We start from the raw sequence: 15,758 nt of genomic DNA, 5'->3' as shown, positions 1-15,758 counted from the left end.
GAAAGGGGTGCCGGGTGTGAGGTGGGTGCTGTCGTCGTCGCTCCGCCCGCCGTGCAGGTCGCGCCTGTCGTACTCGTCATGACAGCCGTTGTACGGGCCGCGGGGGCACCGGCGCCGCCCCCGTTCAGCAATCGTGAACGGCCCCGGGAAGCGGCAGGTGGGCGGCCGTATGGTGGCGGTATGGATCTGCGGCGGCTGTCTTCGTTTCTGGCCGTGGTCGAGGAGGAGCACTTCGGCCGGGCCGCCGCCCGGCTGTTCCTGTCCCCGGCCGCGGTGACCGCGCATGTGCAGCAGTTGGAGCGGGAGTTCGGTACGCAGCTGCTGGAGCGCGCCCCGGTCGTGCCGACGGCGGCCGGGCGGCGGCTGGTCTCCCACGCCCGTACGCTGCTGGCCGCCGCGAACGCCGCGGTGGAGGACATGTCCGAGGCCGCCCGCAGCACGCCGCCGGTGCGGGCGCTGCGGGTCGGCGTCATGGGGCACGGCTCCTCGGAGGTGACGCCGGCGGCGGTCAGCGCCTTTCGCCGGGCGCGGCCCGAAGTGCCGCTGACGCTGGTGGAGTTGATGTTCACCGAGCACTGCAGCGCGCTGCGCGAGGACCGGGTGGACGTGGCGTTCGTACGGCCCGCCGTGCAGGCCGAGGACATCGAGGTGGACGTGCTGACCACCGAGCAGCGGATCGTGGGGGTCTCGGCGCACTCGCCGCTGGCCGACGCGGCCGGTGAGGGGCTGCGGCTCGCGGACGTCATCGACCTGCCGTTCCTACAGGTGCCCCGGCACACCCCGCGCCCCTTCGCCGACTACCTCTACTTCGACGAGGGTCAACGGCGCGCCCCCGACCGGGCGTTGAACCCGCACGACGTCCTGACGAGCGTGGCGGCCGGGCGCGGTGTGGGGTCGGGGCTGAAGTCCTTCGCGCGCTATTACCCCTGGCCGGGGACGGTGTTCGTACCCGTGCTGGACGCGCCGTGGGCGCACAGCGTGCTGGCCACCCGCGCCGGGGACCCGAATCCGGAGGTACGCGTCTTCCGGGCCCTCACGGTCGCGCTGGCCCGGGAGCTGGGGCCGGCCGCGGGGCGGTGACGTGGCCTTTCGCGGTCAGTCGCGTTTGCAGATGCGGTCCAGGAGGTTGGCCGTGGCGCGCTGGACGCGCTCGTCGACATGGCCCGGGCGGTCCAGGGCCGGGGACCAGGCGAAGGTGCCCGAGGCGAAGACCAGGGCGCCGCTGGGGGCGCGGTACAGCGAGGTCTCCTGATGGCGGCGGGTGCCCTCGCTGTCCTCGTACGGGGAGTGGGCGAGCAGGATGCGGCGGGTGTGCTCGGGCAGGCAGGTGCGCGGGAAGTAGCGGTCGGCCTCGCCCGCTACCAGGCCCGGCAGCTCGTCGCCCTCGTACGCGCCGGTCGCCTCCCACAGCCAGTGGTCGCTGTTGCGGACGATCAGCGGCGCGGGGTCGGGCACCCGGCCCGCGTACTGGATGCCCATCAGCTGCTGCTCGGGCTCGCCCGCCTCGCGCCACAGGGCCGGGCGGCCCGGGCCCTGGCGCTTGTGGCAGGTCAGCAGCCGGTCGGGGCCCGAGGGGGAGGGGGAGAGCTCGATCTGCCAGTACATGGTGTTGGCGGAGAGGAAGACCAGTGAGGTGCCGCCGTCGCGGGCGGCCTCGACGGTGCGGCGCATGGGGGTGGACCAGTACTCGTCGTGGCCGGGGAAGACCAGGCCGCGGTAGCGGGAGGCGTCCACGCGTCCGGCGTGCAGGTCGCGGGCGTCGGCGTAGGCCAGGTCGTAGCCGTAGCGCTCGGCCCAGCGGATGAAGTCGTAGGCGTGGCCGACGTGCAGGGGCAGGCCGGCGCCGGCGTAGGGGCGGTCGAAGGAGACGGTGGTGGCGGCGTCCCGCTCGCCGAGCAGGGCGCCCTTCTCGTCCCAGGCGTGGTAGAGGCTGGCGCCCGAACGGCCGTCCTCCGGATAGAGGTTGTAGGCCTGCCAGGTGATGTCGGGCAGGACCAGCAGGAGGTCGGCGGGGTGGTCGTCGCGGACGGTGAAGGGGATGTGGGAGCGGTAGCCGTCGGCGGTGGTCAGCACGGCCACGTGCGCGCCCACGTTCCAGTACGCGGGGACCTGCAGGCGCCAGGACATCCACCAGTGGTGGCAGGAGACCGTGCGGTCGGCGGTGAGCGGGAGCGGCTGGACGATGCCGGACAGCCGGGGGCTGGTGGTGAGCTTGGAGGCACCGGCGCCGCCGTAGTGGCCGATGCGGTAGACGTCGATGCTGAAGGGCTGGGGCGGGTCGACGGAGACCCGGAAGTCGATGGCCTCGCCGGGGGCGACCGTGCCGGTGGTGGCGAAGCCCTTGATCTGGCGGTGCACGTCGTCGGCGGTGCGGGGGCAGGTGTTCGTACGGGGCGCGGGCAGGCGCGCATCGCCCCGGGCGAGGGCCGGATCGACGTACCACGGGACCACCTGACCGGAGTCGAAGTAGTTCTCGCTGCCGCGCAGCCATGGCAGTGGGCCCTGTCCGAACGGGTCCGTGACCGCGTGCGCGAGAGCGCCCGACTCCCAGCGCCGGATCTGCTCCGTCCCCACCCTTGGCTCCCCTCCCGCGTCCCCCCGCCGACCGAGTCGGCCGGATCTGTACTCACCTTCGTGTTCGGTTGAACGACCGTGACCGAACCCAGCACATCACATTACGCACTCACCCCGTCACCCTTCGTCGTGAATTGGCGGCCCCAGGGCCCCGAAACGCGAACTGGAAGGGAACATTCGGCCGCCGCTCCCGTACAGATGGACACTCCCGCTCCCCCGCGGCCCGCCACCGCTGCCGCGTCACACGAGCCGGACCGGCTTTTCCGGACGCACGCCGATGGTGTTCAGCCAGCCGCGCAGCGGTTCGGCGTCGCCGTCGTCGACGAGGCTGAGCACGGGGCGGCCGAAGTCGCTGCGGCGCTCGCCGCCGACGAGGAGCGCGGGGCCGTCCAGCCAGTCCAGGCCGGGGGCGGCGCCGGCGGTGTCCACCGCGGCGCAGCAGACCATCGCCGTGACGTGGTCGGCGAGCAACTCGCGGGTGGTACGGGGTGGTTGCAGCGGGAAGAGCGGTACGCCCGTCTCGCCCAGGCCGTCGCCCCAGGACAGGGGGATGCCCGTGGTGTCCGGGCCCGCCGGGGCGTCGGCGGGGTCCGGGCCGTCCGCGGGGTGCGCGCCGGGTGCGGGAGCGGGGGTGGAGGTAGGGGTGGGCGCCGAGTTCGCGCCGTCCGGGCCGTCCGAGCCTCCCGTGCGGCCTTCGGGGCTCTCGGGGTGCGTGGTGTGCTCGGTGTCCTTGGCGGCCTTGCTGTTCTTGCCGTTCTTGTTGCTCTTGTTGCCCTTGCTGTTCTTGCCGCGGGTACGGGATGCCGCGCGCGCGGCCCGTGCCCGTTCCTCGCGCTCCTCGCGCTCCAGCTCGGCGCCCAGGCGGGCGGCGACCAGATCGCCCGCGCCCTCGTCGCGTACGAGGTGCTCGATGACGCGGGCGAGTGTGGGGCCCGAGCACTCGGCGCCCGGGCGCCCTTCGGGGGTACCGGTGGGTATGGAGGGGGCGGGCCCGGACGCGGTGGCGGCCGAGGCCGCGGGCGGCGGGAGGTCGTCCAGGACGCGGTGCAGGCGGGCGGCCTCCAGGCGCCACTTGCGGTCCACGACCTCCTCCGGATACTGGCTCCAGCCGATCGGGGACCAGGTGGGCCCCGGCTCGGCCGGGCCGCCGTGGAAGAGGCGGGCGGCCAGCAGGGAGGCGGCGCGGTCGACGGCGCCGGGCTCCTCCAGCAGGTCGCAGGCCGGGCGCTCGCCCAGGCGCGAGGCGAAGCCCTCGGCCAGGCGGTCGCGGCGGGAGAGCTCGGTCAGGGCGGAGACCACCCCGGCGTCCAGCCGGGAGGGCCAGCGGCCCATCCGCCAGGCGGGCAGCGCCACCCGGGTCAGCAGCCGGTCCCAGCCCGCGTACGCCAGCCCCACCTGCTCCTGGGCGACGATCCGCAGGCCGTAGTCGACGGTCTGGGCGCGCTCGGAGGCGGCGGCCGCGACCCCGCGCTCCATCTCGGCGGCGTGGTCCCTGCAGGCCCTGAGCATCAGCCGGGAGAGCCGCCCCACCAGGCCCAGGACCGGCCCGCGCAGGGGGCCGCGGGCGCGGGCGGAGACCGCGACGGCCGCGTCCAGGCCGCGGACGAAGCGGCGGGCGGCGGCTATGTCGGGCTGCGCCGAGGGGCCGGTGCCCGCGACGACCGGCGCCAGCAGCGCCCGCAGCTCGGCCACCCGCATCCACCACAGGAACGGCGAGCCGATGACCAGCACCGGCGCCTGGGCGGCGCGCTCGGCGCCGCGCCCGCCTCCGACGGCCTCGGGCCCACCGCTGCTGCCGCCCGCCGACCCGGCCCTGCCGCCGGACCGCTTCCTGCCCGGCCGACGGCCGCGTTCGGGTGAGGCGTGCGCGCGGTGCGTACGGTCCTCCAGCCAGCTGTCGCAGTCGGGGGTCAGGGCTATCGCGGACGGCGCGGGGACCTCCAGGCGCTCGGCGAGGTCGCGTACCAGGCGGTAGAGGTCGGGGGCCGACTCCTCGGCGATGGGGACGGTGGGGCTGAGCGCGGGCCTGGCGCGGGCGACCACCACGGCCACCAGCGCCGCCACGGCGAGCACCACCAGGGCCACGCCGGTCACCGCCCAGCGCGCCGCGCCCCAACTGCCGTCCTCGAAGCTGCCGATGCGCCCGGTGGCGCCGCCGATGAGCAGCACCACCGCCACCGCCGCGGGCAACAGGGCCGCGCCCAGCGCCGCGCCGCGGATCCGCAGCACCGCGAGGGCGCAGGCGCGCGCCGCCTGGGCGCCTGCCTCCGGACCTGCCACGAGCCTGCACACCCCCTGCTGTCCTGGGAACGGACAAAGAGATCACGGGACGGGAGAACACGGGAGAAAGGGGCAACGGTGCTGACGGACCGGGCGCCCGTCGACGACGTTGCTCACTCCCCCCACCACTGTGGCACCGGCCACTGACATCGCAATGTCGGTGAGCCACTTGCCGGACGCCGCCGGGGCCGGCGGGCCGGATTCCGGCGCAGCAGCCACAGGACGCTTGTGCGGCACCCTAGTTGGGGGTTCCGCCCACGTCAGCAGGATGACGGTGCGGTCACTCGATGGAATGGCTTTGGGTAAAGCCGGGAACGCATGGTGAAGAGCGTTCCCGGCCGCTTGTGCCCGCTTGTGCCCGCGCGGGGGCTCAGCCCTGCGCCGCCTTGGCCGCGATGTCCGTGCGGTGGTGGGAGCCCTCCAGGGTGATCCGGCCCACCGCGCGGTAGGCGCGGTCACGGGCCGTGGTCAGGTCCGCGCCCGTGGCGGTCACGGACAGTACGCGCCCGCCCGCGCTGACGACGGTGCCGTCGGCCTCCTGCTTGGTGCCCGCGTGGAGCACGTACGCCTGGGGAGCGTCCTGCTCGGCGACGTCGGCCAGGCCCCGGATGGGGTCGCCGGTGCGCGGCGTACCCGGGTAGTTGTGCGAGGCGATGACGACCGTGACCGCGGCGCCGTCGCTCCAGCGCAGCGGCGGGAGGGCGGCCAGGGAGCCGGTCGCCGCGGCGTGCAGCAGGCCCGCCAGGGGCGTCTTGAGCCGGGCCAGGACGACCTGGGTCTCCGGGTCGCCGAAGCGGGCGTTGAACTCGATGACGCGCACGCCGCGCGAGGTGATCGCCAGGCCCGCGTACAGAAGGCCCGAGAAGGGCGTGCCGCGGCGGCGCAGCTCGTCCACGGTGGGCTGCAGGACGGTCTGCAGGACCTCCTCGACCAGCTTGGGGTCGGCCCACGGCAGCGGGCTGTACGCGCCCATGCCGCCGGTGTTCGGGCCCTGGTCGGCGTCCAGGGCGCGCTTGAAGTCCTGGGCGGGCTGAAGGGGCACCACGCTCTGTCCGTCGGTGACGGCGAACAGGGAGACCTCGGGGCCGTCCAGGAACTCCTCGATGACAACGCGGTCGCAGGCGTTGGCGTGCGCGCGGGCCTGCTCAAGATCGTCGGTGACCACGACGCCCTTGCCCGCGGCCAGGCCGTCGTCCTTCACGACGTAGGGGGCGCCGAAGGCGTCCAGGGCCTCGTCGACCTCGGCGGGGGTGGCGCAGACGTAGCTGCGGGCGGTGGGAACGCCCGCGGCGGCCATCACGTCCTTGGCGAAGGCCTTGGAACCCTCCAGCTGCGCCGCCTGGGCGGAGGGGCCGAAGGCGGGGATGCCACGGGCGCGCACCGCGTCCGCGACGCCGGCGACCAGGGGGGCTTCGGGGCCGACGACGACCAGCTCCGCCTCCAGGCTCGCCGCCAGGTCGGCGACGGCCGCGCCGTCGGTGGCATCGACCTGGTGCAGCTCCGCCACCTCGGCGATGCCGGCGTTGCCGGGGGCGCAGTGCAGCGCGGTGACGTCGGGATCGAGGGACAAAGAGCGGCACAGGGCATGTTCGCGGGCGCCGCCGCCGATGACGAGGACCTTCACGGGGCCAGGGTATCCGGGCGCCGCGCCGGGGCTTTGCCTGCGGGTGCGCAGGGCCCTCAGGGGCGGGTGCGGCAGGGTCACGGGCGCCGCCGCGACGCGCGGGACCTCTTTCGAGTGAGGCACCGGGCGGGCCCATAGCCGACGTGACGCCACTTCCGGGCGGAAATATCGCGATCTTGGGGGCGAGGCCAGCCGTTCGGCGGTAGGAAGGGTGCTGCGCGTAAGTCGGCCGTCTCGTACGTACCGCGCGCACCGCACGTATCTGCAAGAGGGAGTGCACGGGTGAGTCAGCCGGAGATGCAGCCCGAGGGTCCCCCTCGGGAGGAGGGCGGGCGGGGCCAGGGCCGGGGTCGGGACGACCTCGCGGGCCGGTCCTTCCCGCTCGGGGACTGGGGCGAACCGGCGGAACGCCTGGACGAGTTGTACCAGTGGGTGGAGGCGGGCGCGCTGCGCGTCGCCGACTGGTATCTCAAGGACCGCGTATGGAAGCGGCGCGGCGCCCGCGCGCTGCGCCTGGGCGCCGCCCTCGGCGTGGCCGTCGGCGGGCTGCTGCCGCTGCTGGATCTGACCGGGGTGTTCGGCGGCGGGTCGCGGTGGGGGTATGTGGCGCTGCTGGTGGCCGTGGTGTGCGTGGGCTGTGACCGCTTCTTCGGGGTGACGGCCGGCTGGATGCGCGATGTCGCCACCGCGCAGGCCGTGCAACGGCGCCTGGAGACGCTGCAGTTCGACTGGGCCTCGGAGAGCGTGCGCGAGGTGCTCGGCCCGACGGAGGGCACCGCGAGCGAGGCGGCGGAGCGCTGCCTTGGGGTGCTGCGGCGCTTCAGCGAGGACATCGCGGAGCTCGTACGGTCCGAAACCTCCGACTGGATGGTGGAGTTCAGGGTCGGACCGGCGCCGCTGGCCACGCAGTCGACGGTGCCGTGGGGGCCGCGCCCGGAGAGCAACGGCCAGCCGCGGCTGACCGCGCTGCCGCCGGGGACGCGCCCCAACATGCCGCGGCAGCGGCCCCCCGAGCCGCCTCGGTGATCCGGGGAGCCGGTGTGCGGCCCCCGGCCCTGAGGGCCGGGGGCGCGCTCAGCTGAAGACGATCATCGAGCCCTGGCCGAGGCTGCGGGTGGCCGCGGCGTGCAGGCCCAGCCAGACGTGCCGCTCGCGGGCGAAGGGGCTGTCGTCGGCGGGGGTGCCGTCGGCCCGCTCCTCCAGGGAGGTGGGGCGGGTGGGCGGCGCGGGTGCGCCGGGCGGGTTGGCGGGGTCGATGCCGATGGCGGGGGCGACCAGCTCCAGGTCGCGCAGCAGGCCGTGGGAGGAGCCCAAGGGGCCGCCGCCCTCCAGGAGTTCGTCGTTGGCGAGCGGGTGCGGGAAGTCGACGGGTACGTAGGCCCCGGCGTGGTCGTAGTGCCAGACCAGGTGCGACTGCTGGGCGGTGGTCTCGAACATCTCCAGCAACTGCTCGTAGTCGCCGCCCAGTTCGCCCACCGGGGTCACCGCGAGGCCGCAGATCTGCAGGAGGTAGGCGCGGCGCAGGAAGTGCAGGGCGTCGTAGTCGAAGCCGGCGACCGGCGCGACATCGCCGGACAGGCCCGGCATGTAGCTGAAGACGGGGACGGGCGGCAGGCCCGCTTCGGTGAGCGCCGCGTCATATGCGGCGAGTTCCTCGGAGAAGGGGTTGTCGGGGCTGTGGCACAACACATCGACGAGGGGTACCAGCCACAGGTCACATGCCACGGGTGAATGCTCGCTTCCGGTCGGGTGCGTGCGGACACGGTACGTACAGGAAGGACCTCGCGTACAGGGCGCACGGCATACCGTACGCACACGGGCCGTCAGGGGTGTCTCTTCGGTCGATGGTCGGGGCAGCGTAGCGCTAGGCGAGGCCCTCGACGAGAGAGAGGGAGTGCTCGTTGTACTCGCGAACAAGCCGTTGTGCCTCGGCCAGGTCATGGCGTACGACGGCGTTGACCAGCTCGCGGTGGCCGTGCCAGAGGTAGCCCTCCAGGTCGGTGCGGCGGCGCAGCAGCGGCACCGCGAAGACCCAGGTCTGCACCCGGATTCGCCCGAGAAATTCGGTGATGTACGGGTTTCCTATGATGCTTCCCAGCTCTCGCCAGAAGCGCAGGTCATAGCCGATGAGAACGTCCAAGTCGCCCGCGCGGGCGGCCCGTTCGGCCTCCTCGGCGCGGCGCCGGATGGAGACCATCACCGAGCACGGGGCGGTGCGCAGCGCCTGGTCGGCCCGGCCGCGGAAGATGCCCTCGATGATGAGGGTGCGGGCCTCGACCATTGACCGGAAATCGGCGGCCGTGAACGCGTGCACGCAAAAGCCGCGGTGCTGTTCGACATCCAGCAGGCCCTGGGCGCACAGGTCCAGCAGGGCCTCGCGCACGGGCGTCGCGGAGACGCCGTACTGGTCGGCGATCTCCTTGACGGTGAACTGGTGGCCTGAGGGCAGCCGGCCCGCCAGCACCTCGTCCAGCAGCGCGTCGGCGATCTGCTGGCGCAGGGTGCTGCGCCGTATGACTGCGCTGGCTCCGCCGGCGGGCATCGTGTCCGTCTCCTTCGACGTCCTCATGACCGCGTGCGGGAGCGCGGCCCTCGCCATCACGATAGGCGAGGGCCGTGGGGGGCTGTCACGCAGCGTGCGTCTCGGGAGGCGAGGAACGCCCCATGGCTCACACCGTGTGCGCGTCCGCCACCGAGAGTGCCTCGTCCAGGGCGGCCAGGCCTTCCTTGGCCTCCGCCTCGGTGACGGTGCAGGGCGGGACGACATGGGTGCGGTTCATGTTCACGAACGGCCACAGGCCGCGTTCCTTGCAGGCGGCGGCGAAGGCGGCCATGGGGGCGTTGGCCGCGCCCGCGGCGTTGTAGGGCACCAGCGGCTCGCGGGTCTGCTTGTCCTTGACCAGCTCCAGTGCCCAGAAGACGCCCAGGCCGCGCACCTCGCCGGCGCAGGCGTGGCGCCCGGCGATCTCCCGCAGGCCCGGGCCGATGACCTTCTCGCCGATCTCGGCGGCGTTCTCCACGATGCGCTCCTCGGCCATGGCGTTGATCGTCGCCACGGCGGAGGCGCAGGCCAGGGGGTGTCCCGAGTACGTCAGGCCGCCCGGGTAGGGACGCTGGGAGAAGGTCTCGGCGATCTCGGCGGAGAGGGCGACGCCGCCCAGGGGGACGTAGCCGGAGTTGACGCCCTTGGCGAAGGTGAGCAGGTCGGGGACGACGTCGAAGTGGTCGGCGGCGAACCAGCGGCCGGTGCGCCCGAAGCCCGCCATGACCTCGTCCAGGATGAAGACGATGCCGTAGCGGTCGCAGATCTCGCGGACGCCCGCCAGGTAGCCGGGCGGCGGGACCATGATGCCCGCGGTGCCGGGGACGGTCTCCAGGATGATCGCGGCGACGGAGGCCGGGCCCTCGAAGGCGATGGTCTCTTCCAGGTGGGCCAGCGCGCGCTCGCACTCCTGCTCCTGGGAGACGGAGTGGAAGGGCGAGCGGTAGGCGAAGGGGCCCCAGAAGTGGACGACGCCGGCGGAGGCGGTGTCCGAGGGCCAGCGGCGCGGGTCGCCGGTGAGGTTGATCGCGGCGGCGGTGGCGCCGTGGTACGAGCGGTAGGTGGAGAGCACCTTCGTACGGCCGGTGTGCAGGCGGGCCATGCGGACGGCGTTCTCGACCGCCTCGGCGCCGCCGTTGGTGAAGAAGATCTTGTCGAGGTCGCCGGGGGTGCGCTCGGCTATCAGGCGGGCGGCCTCGGAGCGTACGTCCACGGCGAAGCCCGGCGCGATGGTGCACAGCTTGGCGGCCTGCTCCTGGACCGCGGCGACGACCTTGGGGTGCTGGTGGCCGATGTTGGTGTTGACCAGCTGGGAGGAGAAGTCGAGGTAGCGGTTGCCGTCGTAGTCCCAGAAGTAGGAGCCCTCGGCGCCGGCTACGGCGAGCGGGTCGATCAGGCCCTGCGCGGACCAGGAGTGGAAGACGTGGGCGCGGTCGGCGGCCTTGACCGCCGCACCGGCGGCGGGGTCGGGCAGGGAGGAGGGAGGCATCGTGGTCACGGTCAGTACCTCGGATCGGGTCGCTCGGGTCCGCCGGGAGGGCGGCGCACGTCCTCAGCCTAGGGATCACCCTCCCGCCGCCGGTACCGACACTGTGTATGGCGCTCGCCACGCCCGTCGACACACTGTCGGCGGCCCCGGCGCCCGCCCGCGCACCGCTCAGTCGTCGTCATCGGCGTCGTCGTCGCCCTGGCCCGCGGGCGGTACGGCCTGCGGCCTGCCCTGGGCGCAGCCGATCCCGTACGCGCGGTCCTCGCCGTCGTCGCCGTTGTCGATGCGCTCGAAGGCGATGACGGCGACGGCGGCCGGGCCGCGGGCGACCTCGTCCTTGACGCGGTAGCCCGAAGCCGGGCTCCAGGCGGTGAGGTAGATCCGGCCGTCGGCGCGGCACTGGGCGGTGACGCTGCCGCCGGTGACGCGGACGGTGCCGCCGGTGGTGTGCGGCGTGGGGGCGGCGGTGCGCTCCGCAGGCGCCGTCGAAGGGGTGGCGGCGGGCTGCGGGGAGGCGGAGCGGGCCGCGGCGAGCTTGTCGCGTACGGCGGCGTCGTCCAGCGGGGCCGCCCGGGTGTTGCGGCCGCCGGTGTCGGCGTTCGCCAGCGACCAGGCGCCCAGGGCGCCCGCCCCGGCCACCGCGCACACCCAGGCCGCCGTCACGGCCACACTGCGCCAAGCCATCTGCTGTTCCTCCCGGTTGTCCGGCCGTTCGGTCGACTGCGGGCCGTCTGTGGCGGCTGGTCGCGCCCACGCGGCAAAGCCGCCTGCCGGCGCGGTCCCGCGCCCCTTACGGAGGCGCGTCTGCCCGTCGCCCCACCCTCCCGCACCCTTTCCTAACGTCCGGTTAAGGCCCGTTCAAAGACCGAGGCCGGGGCTCCCCCGCGGCCGGCCCGCCTGGCTACGGTGGCGGCATGTCCCATCTCCTCGTCGTCGAGGACGACCCGCAGCTGCGCGGCGCGCTGGTGCGTGCGCTGCGCGACCGCGGCCACGCCGTGGCCACCGCCGCGACCGGCATGTCCGGTCTGGACGCCGCCGTGACCGACCGCCCCGACCTGGTCGTCCTGGATCTGGGGCTGCCGGACGTGGACGGCGCGCAGGTCCTGCGGATGCTGCGGGCCGTCAGCGACGTACCGGTGATCGTGGCCACCGCGCGGGACGAGGAGCCGGACATGGTCGCGGTGCTGGGCGACGGCGCCGACGACTACATCGTCAAGCCGTTCGGCGCGGCCCAACTGGACGCCCGCATCAAGGCGGTGCTGCGCCGGCTGGGCGGCACCGAGCCGGAGCCCGCCCTGCGGGTGGGCGAGCTGGTCCTGGACGCGGCGGCCCGCGAGGTGTCCCTGGCGGGCCGGGCGCTGGACCTGACCCCGCGCGAGTTCGACCTGCTGGCCTACCTCGCCCGCCGCGCCGGGCAGGTGATATCCCGGCGCGAGCTGCTGGCCCAGGTGTGGCAGCAGCCGCTGGGCGGCGCCGACAAGACGGTGGACGTCCATCTGTCGTGGCTGCGGCGGAAACTGGGCGAGACGGCGCAGCGCCCGCGCTACCTCCATACGGTGCGCACGGTGGGCGTCAAACTGGCCGCGCCCGACGGCTCGTCCGATGGCTCGTGCGACGGCGACGGGTGAGCCGTGCGCCGCAGCATCCTGCTCCTGACCGCCGCGACCACCGCTCTCGTGCTGGCCGCGCTGCTGGTGCCGCTGGCCCTGCTCACCCGCAGCCACGCCGCCGACCGGGCCACCGCGGACGCCACCTCGCGCGCCCACTCGCTGGCCACCGGCGTGGGCCAGGCGCTGTCGGGCGGGGGCCGGGCGGCCGCCGCCACGGTCGTCACCTCCGCCAACGGGCCCGATCTGCCGCGCACTTCGGTGATCCTGGCCGACGGCACGGTCCTGGGCCCCGCCACTGCGGTGACCGACGCGATCCGGCTGGCCCGCTTCGGCCGGGCCTTCGCCTACGAGCCCGCAGGCGGCGGGCGTACGGTCCTGGTGCCGGTGCAGGGCATCGCCGGCGGCACGGCCGTCGTCCATGTCGCCCTCAGCGACCAGCAGTTGTACGCGGGCACGCTGGCCTCCTCGCTCTCCTTCGCCGGGCTCGGCGCGGGCCTGATCCTGCTCGGCCTGGCCGTCGCCGACCGGCTCGGCGCCCGCCTGGTGGGCTCCACCCGCCGCCTCGCCCAGATCGCCGACCGCCTCGCGGCGGGCGATCTGACCGCCCGCGCCGCCCCGTCCGGACCGCCCGAACTCCGCCTGGTCGCCGCCCAGCTCAACCATCTCGCCGACCGTATCCACGGCTTCCTGACCGCCGAGCGGGAGAACGCCGCCGACCTGGCGCACCGCCTGCGCACCCCGGTGGCCGCGCTGCGCCTGGACGCGGAGGGGCTGCGCGACACGGCGGAGGCGGAGCGGATCGCGGCGGACGTGGCGGCGCTGGAGCGCAGCGTGGACGAGGTGATCCGGACGGCCCGCAGACCGCTGCGCGAGAACACGGACGGCCCGCCGCACGCCGATCTGGCGGCCGTCGCCCGCGAACGCGCCGACTTCTGGCGCCCGTTGGCCGAGGACCAGGGTCGCACCCTGGACTGCGCGGCCCCCGCCTCCCCCGTCCCCGTACGCTGCGCCGACACCGAACTGGCCGCCGCCCTGGACGCCCTGATCGGCAACGTCTTCGACCACACGCCGGAGGGCGCGGGCATGCGTGTGACGGTCCTGGCGGACGGCGGCCGCGGCCTGCTGGTCATGGAGGACGACGGGCCCGGCTTCCCCGAGGGCCATGTCCACGAGCGCGGCAACAGCGGCGGCGGCTCCACCGGGCTGGGCCTGGACATCGTGCGCCGCGCCGCCCAGGAGTCGGGCGGCGCGGTGGAGTTCGGGGCGGGGGCGGGAGGCGGCGCGCGCATCACGGCGGCGTTCGGGGCCGGGCCCTAGGACGATTCGGCCGTGCCCTACAGGGGCGCGGGGAGCTGCGCGAGAAGGGGCGCGGGGCCGTGTCGCTCTGCGGATCCGCCGCGTGGGCGCGGCCGGCCACGGCGCACCGCGCCCCCGGCGAAGCGCTCAGGCCGCCGGAAAGGGGGGGGGGCCCGCCCCCCCCCCCCGCCGCCATCGGTTCGCGTTCAGGTCCGGCCGCAGCGCGGCCAGCGCGCCGCAGTACTTGGTGAACTCCGCGGCGCGCAGCCCGTACCCGTGCAGCAGCCGGTCCGCCTCCGTCAGGCGGCCGGTGGTCTTGGTCTCGACCAGGACGAGGCCGCCGTCGGAGCGCACGGTGCGCCCCGTCTCCAGGTCGCGGCAGACCAGCCCCGCGTCGCAGGTGATGCGCTGTCCGTCCGCGACGAAGGTGGCCCGCTGGTAGTCGGTCTCTATCGACAGTCCCAGGTCCGTGGGGGCCTGGATGCCGTACGTACGGTCCAGGACGGCGGCCAGGAAGCCGCGCGGGGCCTGCCCCAGCGCCGCGTCGCCCGGCATCAGCGGCTGCCGGTGCTTGACCGTCTCGCCGCGCCGCCCCTTGAGCTTGATCTCGAACTGCCGCTCCCCGGTGTCCTCGTAGAGCCGCTCGCGGATCTTGAAGCGGAGGCGGCGGCCCTGCCGGTGGTCGTGGAAGCAGCGCAGCGCGGGGGTGTCGTAGTAGACGGAGTGGTAGCGGAACCAGCGGCGCCCGTTGATGCACAGCGACTTGAAGGGGCCGCCGGGTCTGCGCGGGTCGGTCAGCTCGGCGGCGAACTCGGCGAAGATCTCGTACGGCACGAGATAGCTGTGGTCGAAGCGGGCCAGCAGCTCGGCGCGGACCTGGAGTTCGGACAGGGTGATGGGGCGGGCGGCCAGCGCGGCGCGGCCGATGGCGCGTACGGCGGGTATCACGGGGCTCACACGGTCTCCTTGCTGGGCGTACGGGGACGGGTGATCGTGCGGGACCGGTCGGCGGTGCGGTGTGTCGTTGTACGAGTCACGGACCCGGAAAGTTCCGGCAAAGCTTTCGGCAGGCGGAAGCGGACATCCACCACCATCAGGTCCCGGACATAATCCACTTCCTGCACCGTCCACTTCAGCGGCTCCCCCAGGCGCGCGGCCAGGTCGGCGCGCAGCTCGGCCGGATCGCTGTGCACCACGTCCAGCGTGACCAGCGCGCGGCGGCTGCGGCTGAACAGCCGCGGGTGGTCGGCGACATGGATGACCAGCAGCAGGAAGGCGGCCATCGAGGCGGCCACCGGGAAGTCCAGGTGCGGCAGCCCGCACAGCAGCCCCAGCACCAGCGTCGTGAAGTAGTACGCGACCTCCTCGTGCTGGATGGAGTCCGAGCGCAGCCGGATGATCGACAGCACCCCGAACAGCCCGAAGCCCAGCGCCATCCCGCCGCCCTCGCCCACCCGCGCCAGCGCGGCGACCACCGAGAACAGCGCGACGTTGAGCGAGAGATAGGCCGGTATCAGATCCCGCCGCCGGTGCCGCGGGTAGTAGACGGCGAAGGTCAGCACGCACACCGCGGCCAGATCCAGCCCGAACCGCGCGGCGAGCTCCCCGAATGTCCCCATGACGCCTCCTGTCGTTCCACGGCCCGCCCATCTTTGGCAGGTACGCGCCGAACGCTAGGGACGGCCGGGTTAACCCCGCCCCTGGCCGCGGTTAACACCCTTCGCACGGCCGGGACAGGAGCAGCGCCGCCCACCGCGATATTCACTGCGGACCACCCCCGCCGCCCGGCAGAATCCGGCAGAGCCGCCCGCCCCTCCCTGAAGGAAGCGCACCCCCATGACGACCGAACGCATTGCCCCGCCCCTGATCGCCGACGAGCGCGAGGCGCTGCGCTCCCACCTCGAATTCCAGCGCGCCACGCTCGCCATGAAGTGCGAGGGCCTGGACCAGGACGCTCTGCGCCACCGGTCGATGCCGCCCTCCGCGCTCTGCCTGCTCGGCCTCGTACGGCACATGGCAGAGGTCGAACGCGTCTGGTTCCGCCGGGTGATCAACAAGGAGGACGTGCCGTTGGTGTGGTCGCCCGAGGGCGACTTCCAGGTGGCCTACGACGCGCGCGAGGCCGACGCCGAGGAGGCCTTCGCCGCCTGGCGGGCCGAGATCGCCCACGCCCGCCGCATCGAGGCGGCCGCCGCCTCCCTCGACATCACCGGCCACCAGCCCCGCTGGAACGGCGAAGTCTCCCTGCGCATGGTCCTCCTCCACGTCACCAACGAATACGCCCGCCACAACGGCCACGCCGACTTCCTCCGCGAGGCCATCGACGGCAGCGTCGGCGCCTGA

General features: G+C 74.1%; 14 protein-coding genes. 5 read left to right on the top strand and 9 right to left on the bottom strand.

Going from position 1 to position 15,758, the window contains the following annotated elements; translation table 11 throughout:
• Positions 1-180 precede the first annotated feature (180 nt).
• Positions 181-1,080, top strand: coding sequence for a LysR family transcriptional regulator (locus tag AC4IJH_RS26255; RefSeq protein ID WP_490854329.1), 900 nt, complete (start codon positions 181-183; stop codon positions 1,078-1,080).
• 15 nt (positions 1,081-1,095) lie between these two features.
• On the opposite strand, the gene AC4IJH_RS26250 is transcribed toward AC4IJH_RS26255, so the two are convergent.
• The 3 genes from AC4IJH_RS26250 to purD form a co-directional block, all read right to left on the bottom strand.
• Positions 1,096-2,574, bottom strand: coding sequence for a N,N-dimethylformamidase beta subunit family domain-containing protein (locus AC4IJH_RS26250; RefSeq protein WP_490854328.1), 1,479 nt, complete (start codon positions 2,572-2,574; stop codon positions 1,096-1,098).
• Between the two features lie 240 nt (positions 2,575-2,814).
• The gene (locus tag AC4IJH_RS26245) at positions 2,815-4,854 is read right to left on the bottom strand and encodes a hypothetical protein (RefSeq protein WP_490854327.1); all 2,040 of its coding nucleotides are present in this window, start codon (positions 4,852-4,854) and stop codon (positions 2,815-2,817) included.
• A gap of 370 nt (positions 4,855-5,224) precedes the next feature.
• Positions 5,225-6,478: a phosphoribosylamine--glycine ligase gene (purD, locus tag AC4IJH_RS26240; protein WP_490854326.1), complete on the bottom strand. Its 1,254-nt coding sequence runs from the start codon at positions 6,476-6,478 to the stop codon at positions 5,225-5,227.
• 282 nt (positions 6,479-6,760) lie between these two features.
• On the opposite strand from purD, the gene AC4IJH_RS26235 reads away from it, so the two are divergent.
• Entirely contained in the window at positions 6,761-7,504 is a 744-nt protein-coding gene (locus tag AC4IJH_RS26235) for an SLATT domain-containing protein (RefSeq protein ID WP_490854325.1), read from the top strand.
• A 48-nt stretch (positions 7,505-7,552) separates the two neighbouring features.
• Here the strand turns inward: AC4IJH_RS26235 and AC4IJH_RS26230 are convergent, their stop codons facing one another.
• The 4 genes from AC4IJH_RS26230 to AC4IJH_RS26215 form a co-directional block, all read right to left on the bottom strand.
• A complete protein-coding gene (locus AC4IJH_RS26230; RefSeq protein WP_490854324.1) occupies positions 7,553-8,203 on the bottom strand; it encodes a putative DNA-mimic protein in 651 nt (216 codons plus the stop codon).
• Between the two features lie 139 nt (positions 8,204-8,342).
• Entirely contained in the window at positions 8,343-9,020 is a 678-nt protein-coding gene (locus AC4IJH_RS26225) for a GntR family transcriptional regulator (RefSeq protein ID WP_490854323.1), read from the bottom strand.
• Between the two features lie 127 nt (positions 9,021-9,147).
• Positions 9,148-10,509: an aspartate aminotransferase family protein gene (locus AC4IJH_RS26220; protein ID WP_490854355.1), complete on the bottom strand. Its 1,362-nt coding sequence runs from the start codon at positions 10,507-10,509 to the stop codon at positions 9,148-9,150.
• A gap of 168 nt (positions 10,510-10,677) precedes the next feature.
• Positions 10,678-11,193, bottom strand: a complete 516-nt coding sequence (locus AC4IJH_RS26215) for a hypothetical protein (protein WP_490854322.1) — start codon at positions 11,191-11,193, stop codon at positions 10,678-10,680.
• A gap of 230 nt (positions 11,194-11,423) precedes the next feature.
• Here AC4IJH_RS26215 and AC4IJH_RS26210 point away from each other — a divergent pair, with 230 nt between their 5' ends.
• Both AC4IJH_RS26210 and AC4IJH_RS26205 read left to right on the top strand, forming a co-directional pair.
• Positions 11,424-12,137, top strand: a complete 714-nt coding sequence (locus AC4IJH_RS26210; protein WP_490854321.1) for a response regulator transcription factor — start codon at positions 11,424-11,426, stop codon at positions 12,135-12,137.
• A 3-nt stretch (positions 12,138-12,140) separates the two neighbouring features.
• Entirely contained in the window at positions 12,141-13,436 is a 1,296-nt protein-coding gene (locus AC4IJH_RS26205; protein ID WP_490854320.1) for an ATP-binding protein, read from the top strand.
• Between the two features lie 126 nt (positions 13,437-13,562).
• Here AC4IJH_RS26205 and AC4IJH_RS26200 read toward each other — a convergent pair whose 3' ends face one another.
• The gene (locus AC4IJH_RS26200) at positions 13,563-14,363 is read right to left on the bottom strand and encodes a polyphosphate polymerase domain-containing protein (RefSeq protein ID WP_490854354.1); all 801 of its coding nucleotides are present in this window, start codon (positions 14,361-14,363) and stop codon (positions 13,563-13,565) included.
• A 5-nt stretch (positions 14,364-14,368) separates the two neighbouring features.
• Positions 14,369-15,034, bottom strand: coding sequence for a DUF4956 domain-containing protein (locus tag AC4IJH_RS26195; RefSeq protein WP_490854319.1), 666 nt, complete (start codon positions 15,032-15,034; stop codon positions 14,369-14,371).
• Positions 15,035-15,251: 217 nt separating this feature from the next.
• Here AC4IJH_RS26195 and AC4IJH_RS26190 point away from each other — a divergent pair, with 217 nt between their 5' ends.
• Positions 15,252-15,758: a DinB family protein gene (locus AC4IJH_RS26190; RefSeq protein WP_490854318.1), complete on the top strand. Its 507-nt coding sequence runs from the start codon at positions 15,252-15,254 to the stop codon at positions 15,756-15,758.

The sequence above is a fragment of the Streptomyces sp. UF-297 genome (genome assembly GCF_058245575.1).
Note: the sequence above shows the minus strand (reverse complement) of the source record. Positions and strands in the feature narration are given on the sequence as shown.

Coding starts and splice junctions, on each gene's coding strand:
- AC4IJH_RS26255 (WP_490854329.1), top strand. CDS start 181: ATGGATCTGCGGCGGCTGTCTTCGTTTCTGGCCGTGGTCGAGGAGGAG.
- AC4IJH_RS26190 (WP_490854318.1), top strand. CDS start 15,252: ATGACGACCGAACGCATTGCCCCGCCCCTGATCGCCGACGAGCGCGAG.
- AC4IJH_RS26225 (WP_490854323.1), bottom strand. CDS start 9,020: ATGCCCGCCGGCGGAGCCAGCGCAGTCATACGGCGCAGCACCCTGCGC.
- AC4IJH_RS26195 (WP_490854319.1), bottom strand. CDS start 15,034: ATGGGGACATTCGGGGAGCTCGCCGCGCGGTTCGGGCTGGATCTGGCC.
- AC4IJH_RS26215 (WP_490854322.1), bottom strand. CDS start 11,193: ATGGCTTGGCGCAGTGTGGCCGTGACGGCGGCCTGGGTGTGCGCGGTG.
- AC4IJH_RS26220 (WP_490854355.1), bottom strand. CDS start 10,509: ATGCCTCCCTCCTCCCTGCCCGACCCCGCCGCCGGTGCGGCGGTCAAG.
- AC4IJH_RS26210 (WP_490854321.1), top strand. CDS start 11,424: ATGTCCCATCTCCTCGTCGTCGAGGACGACCCGCAGCTGCGCGGCGCG.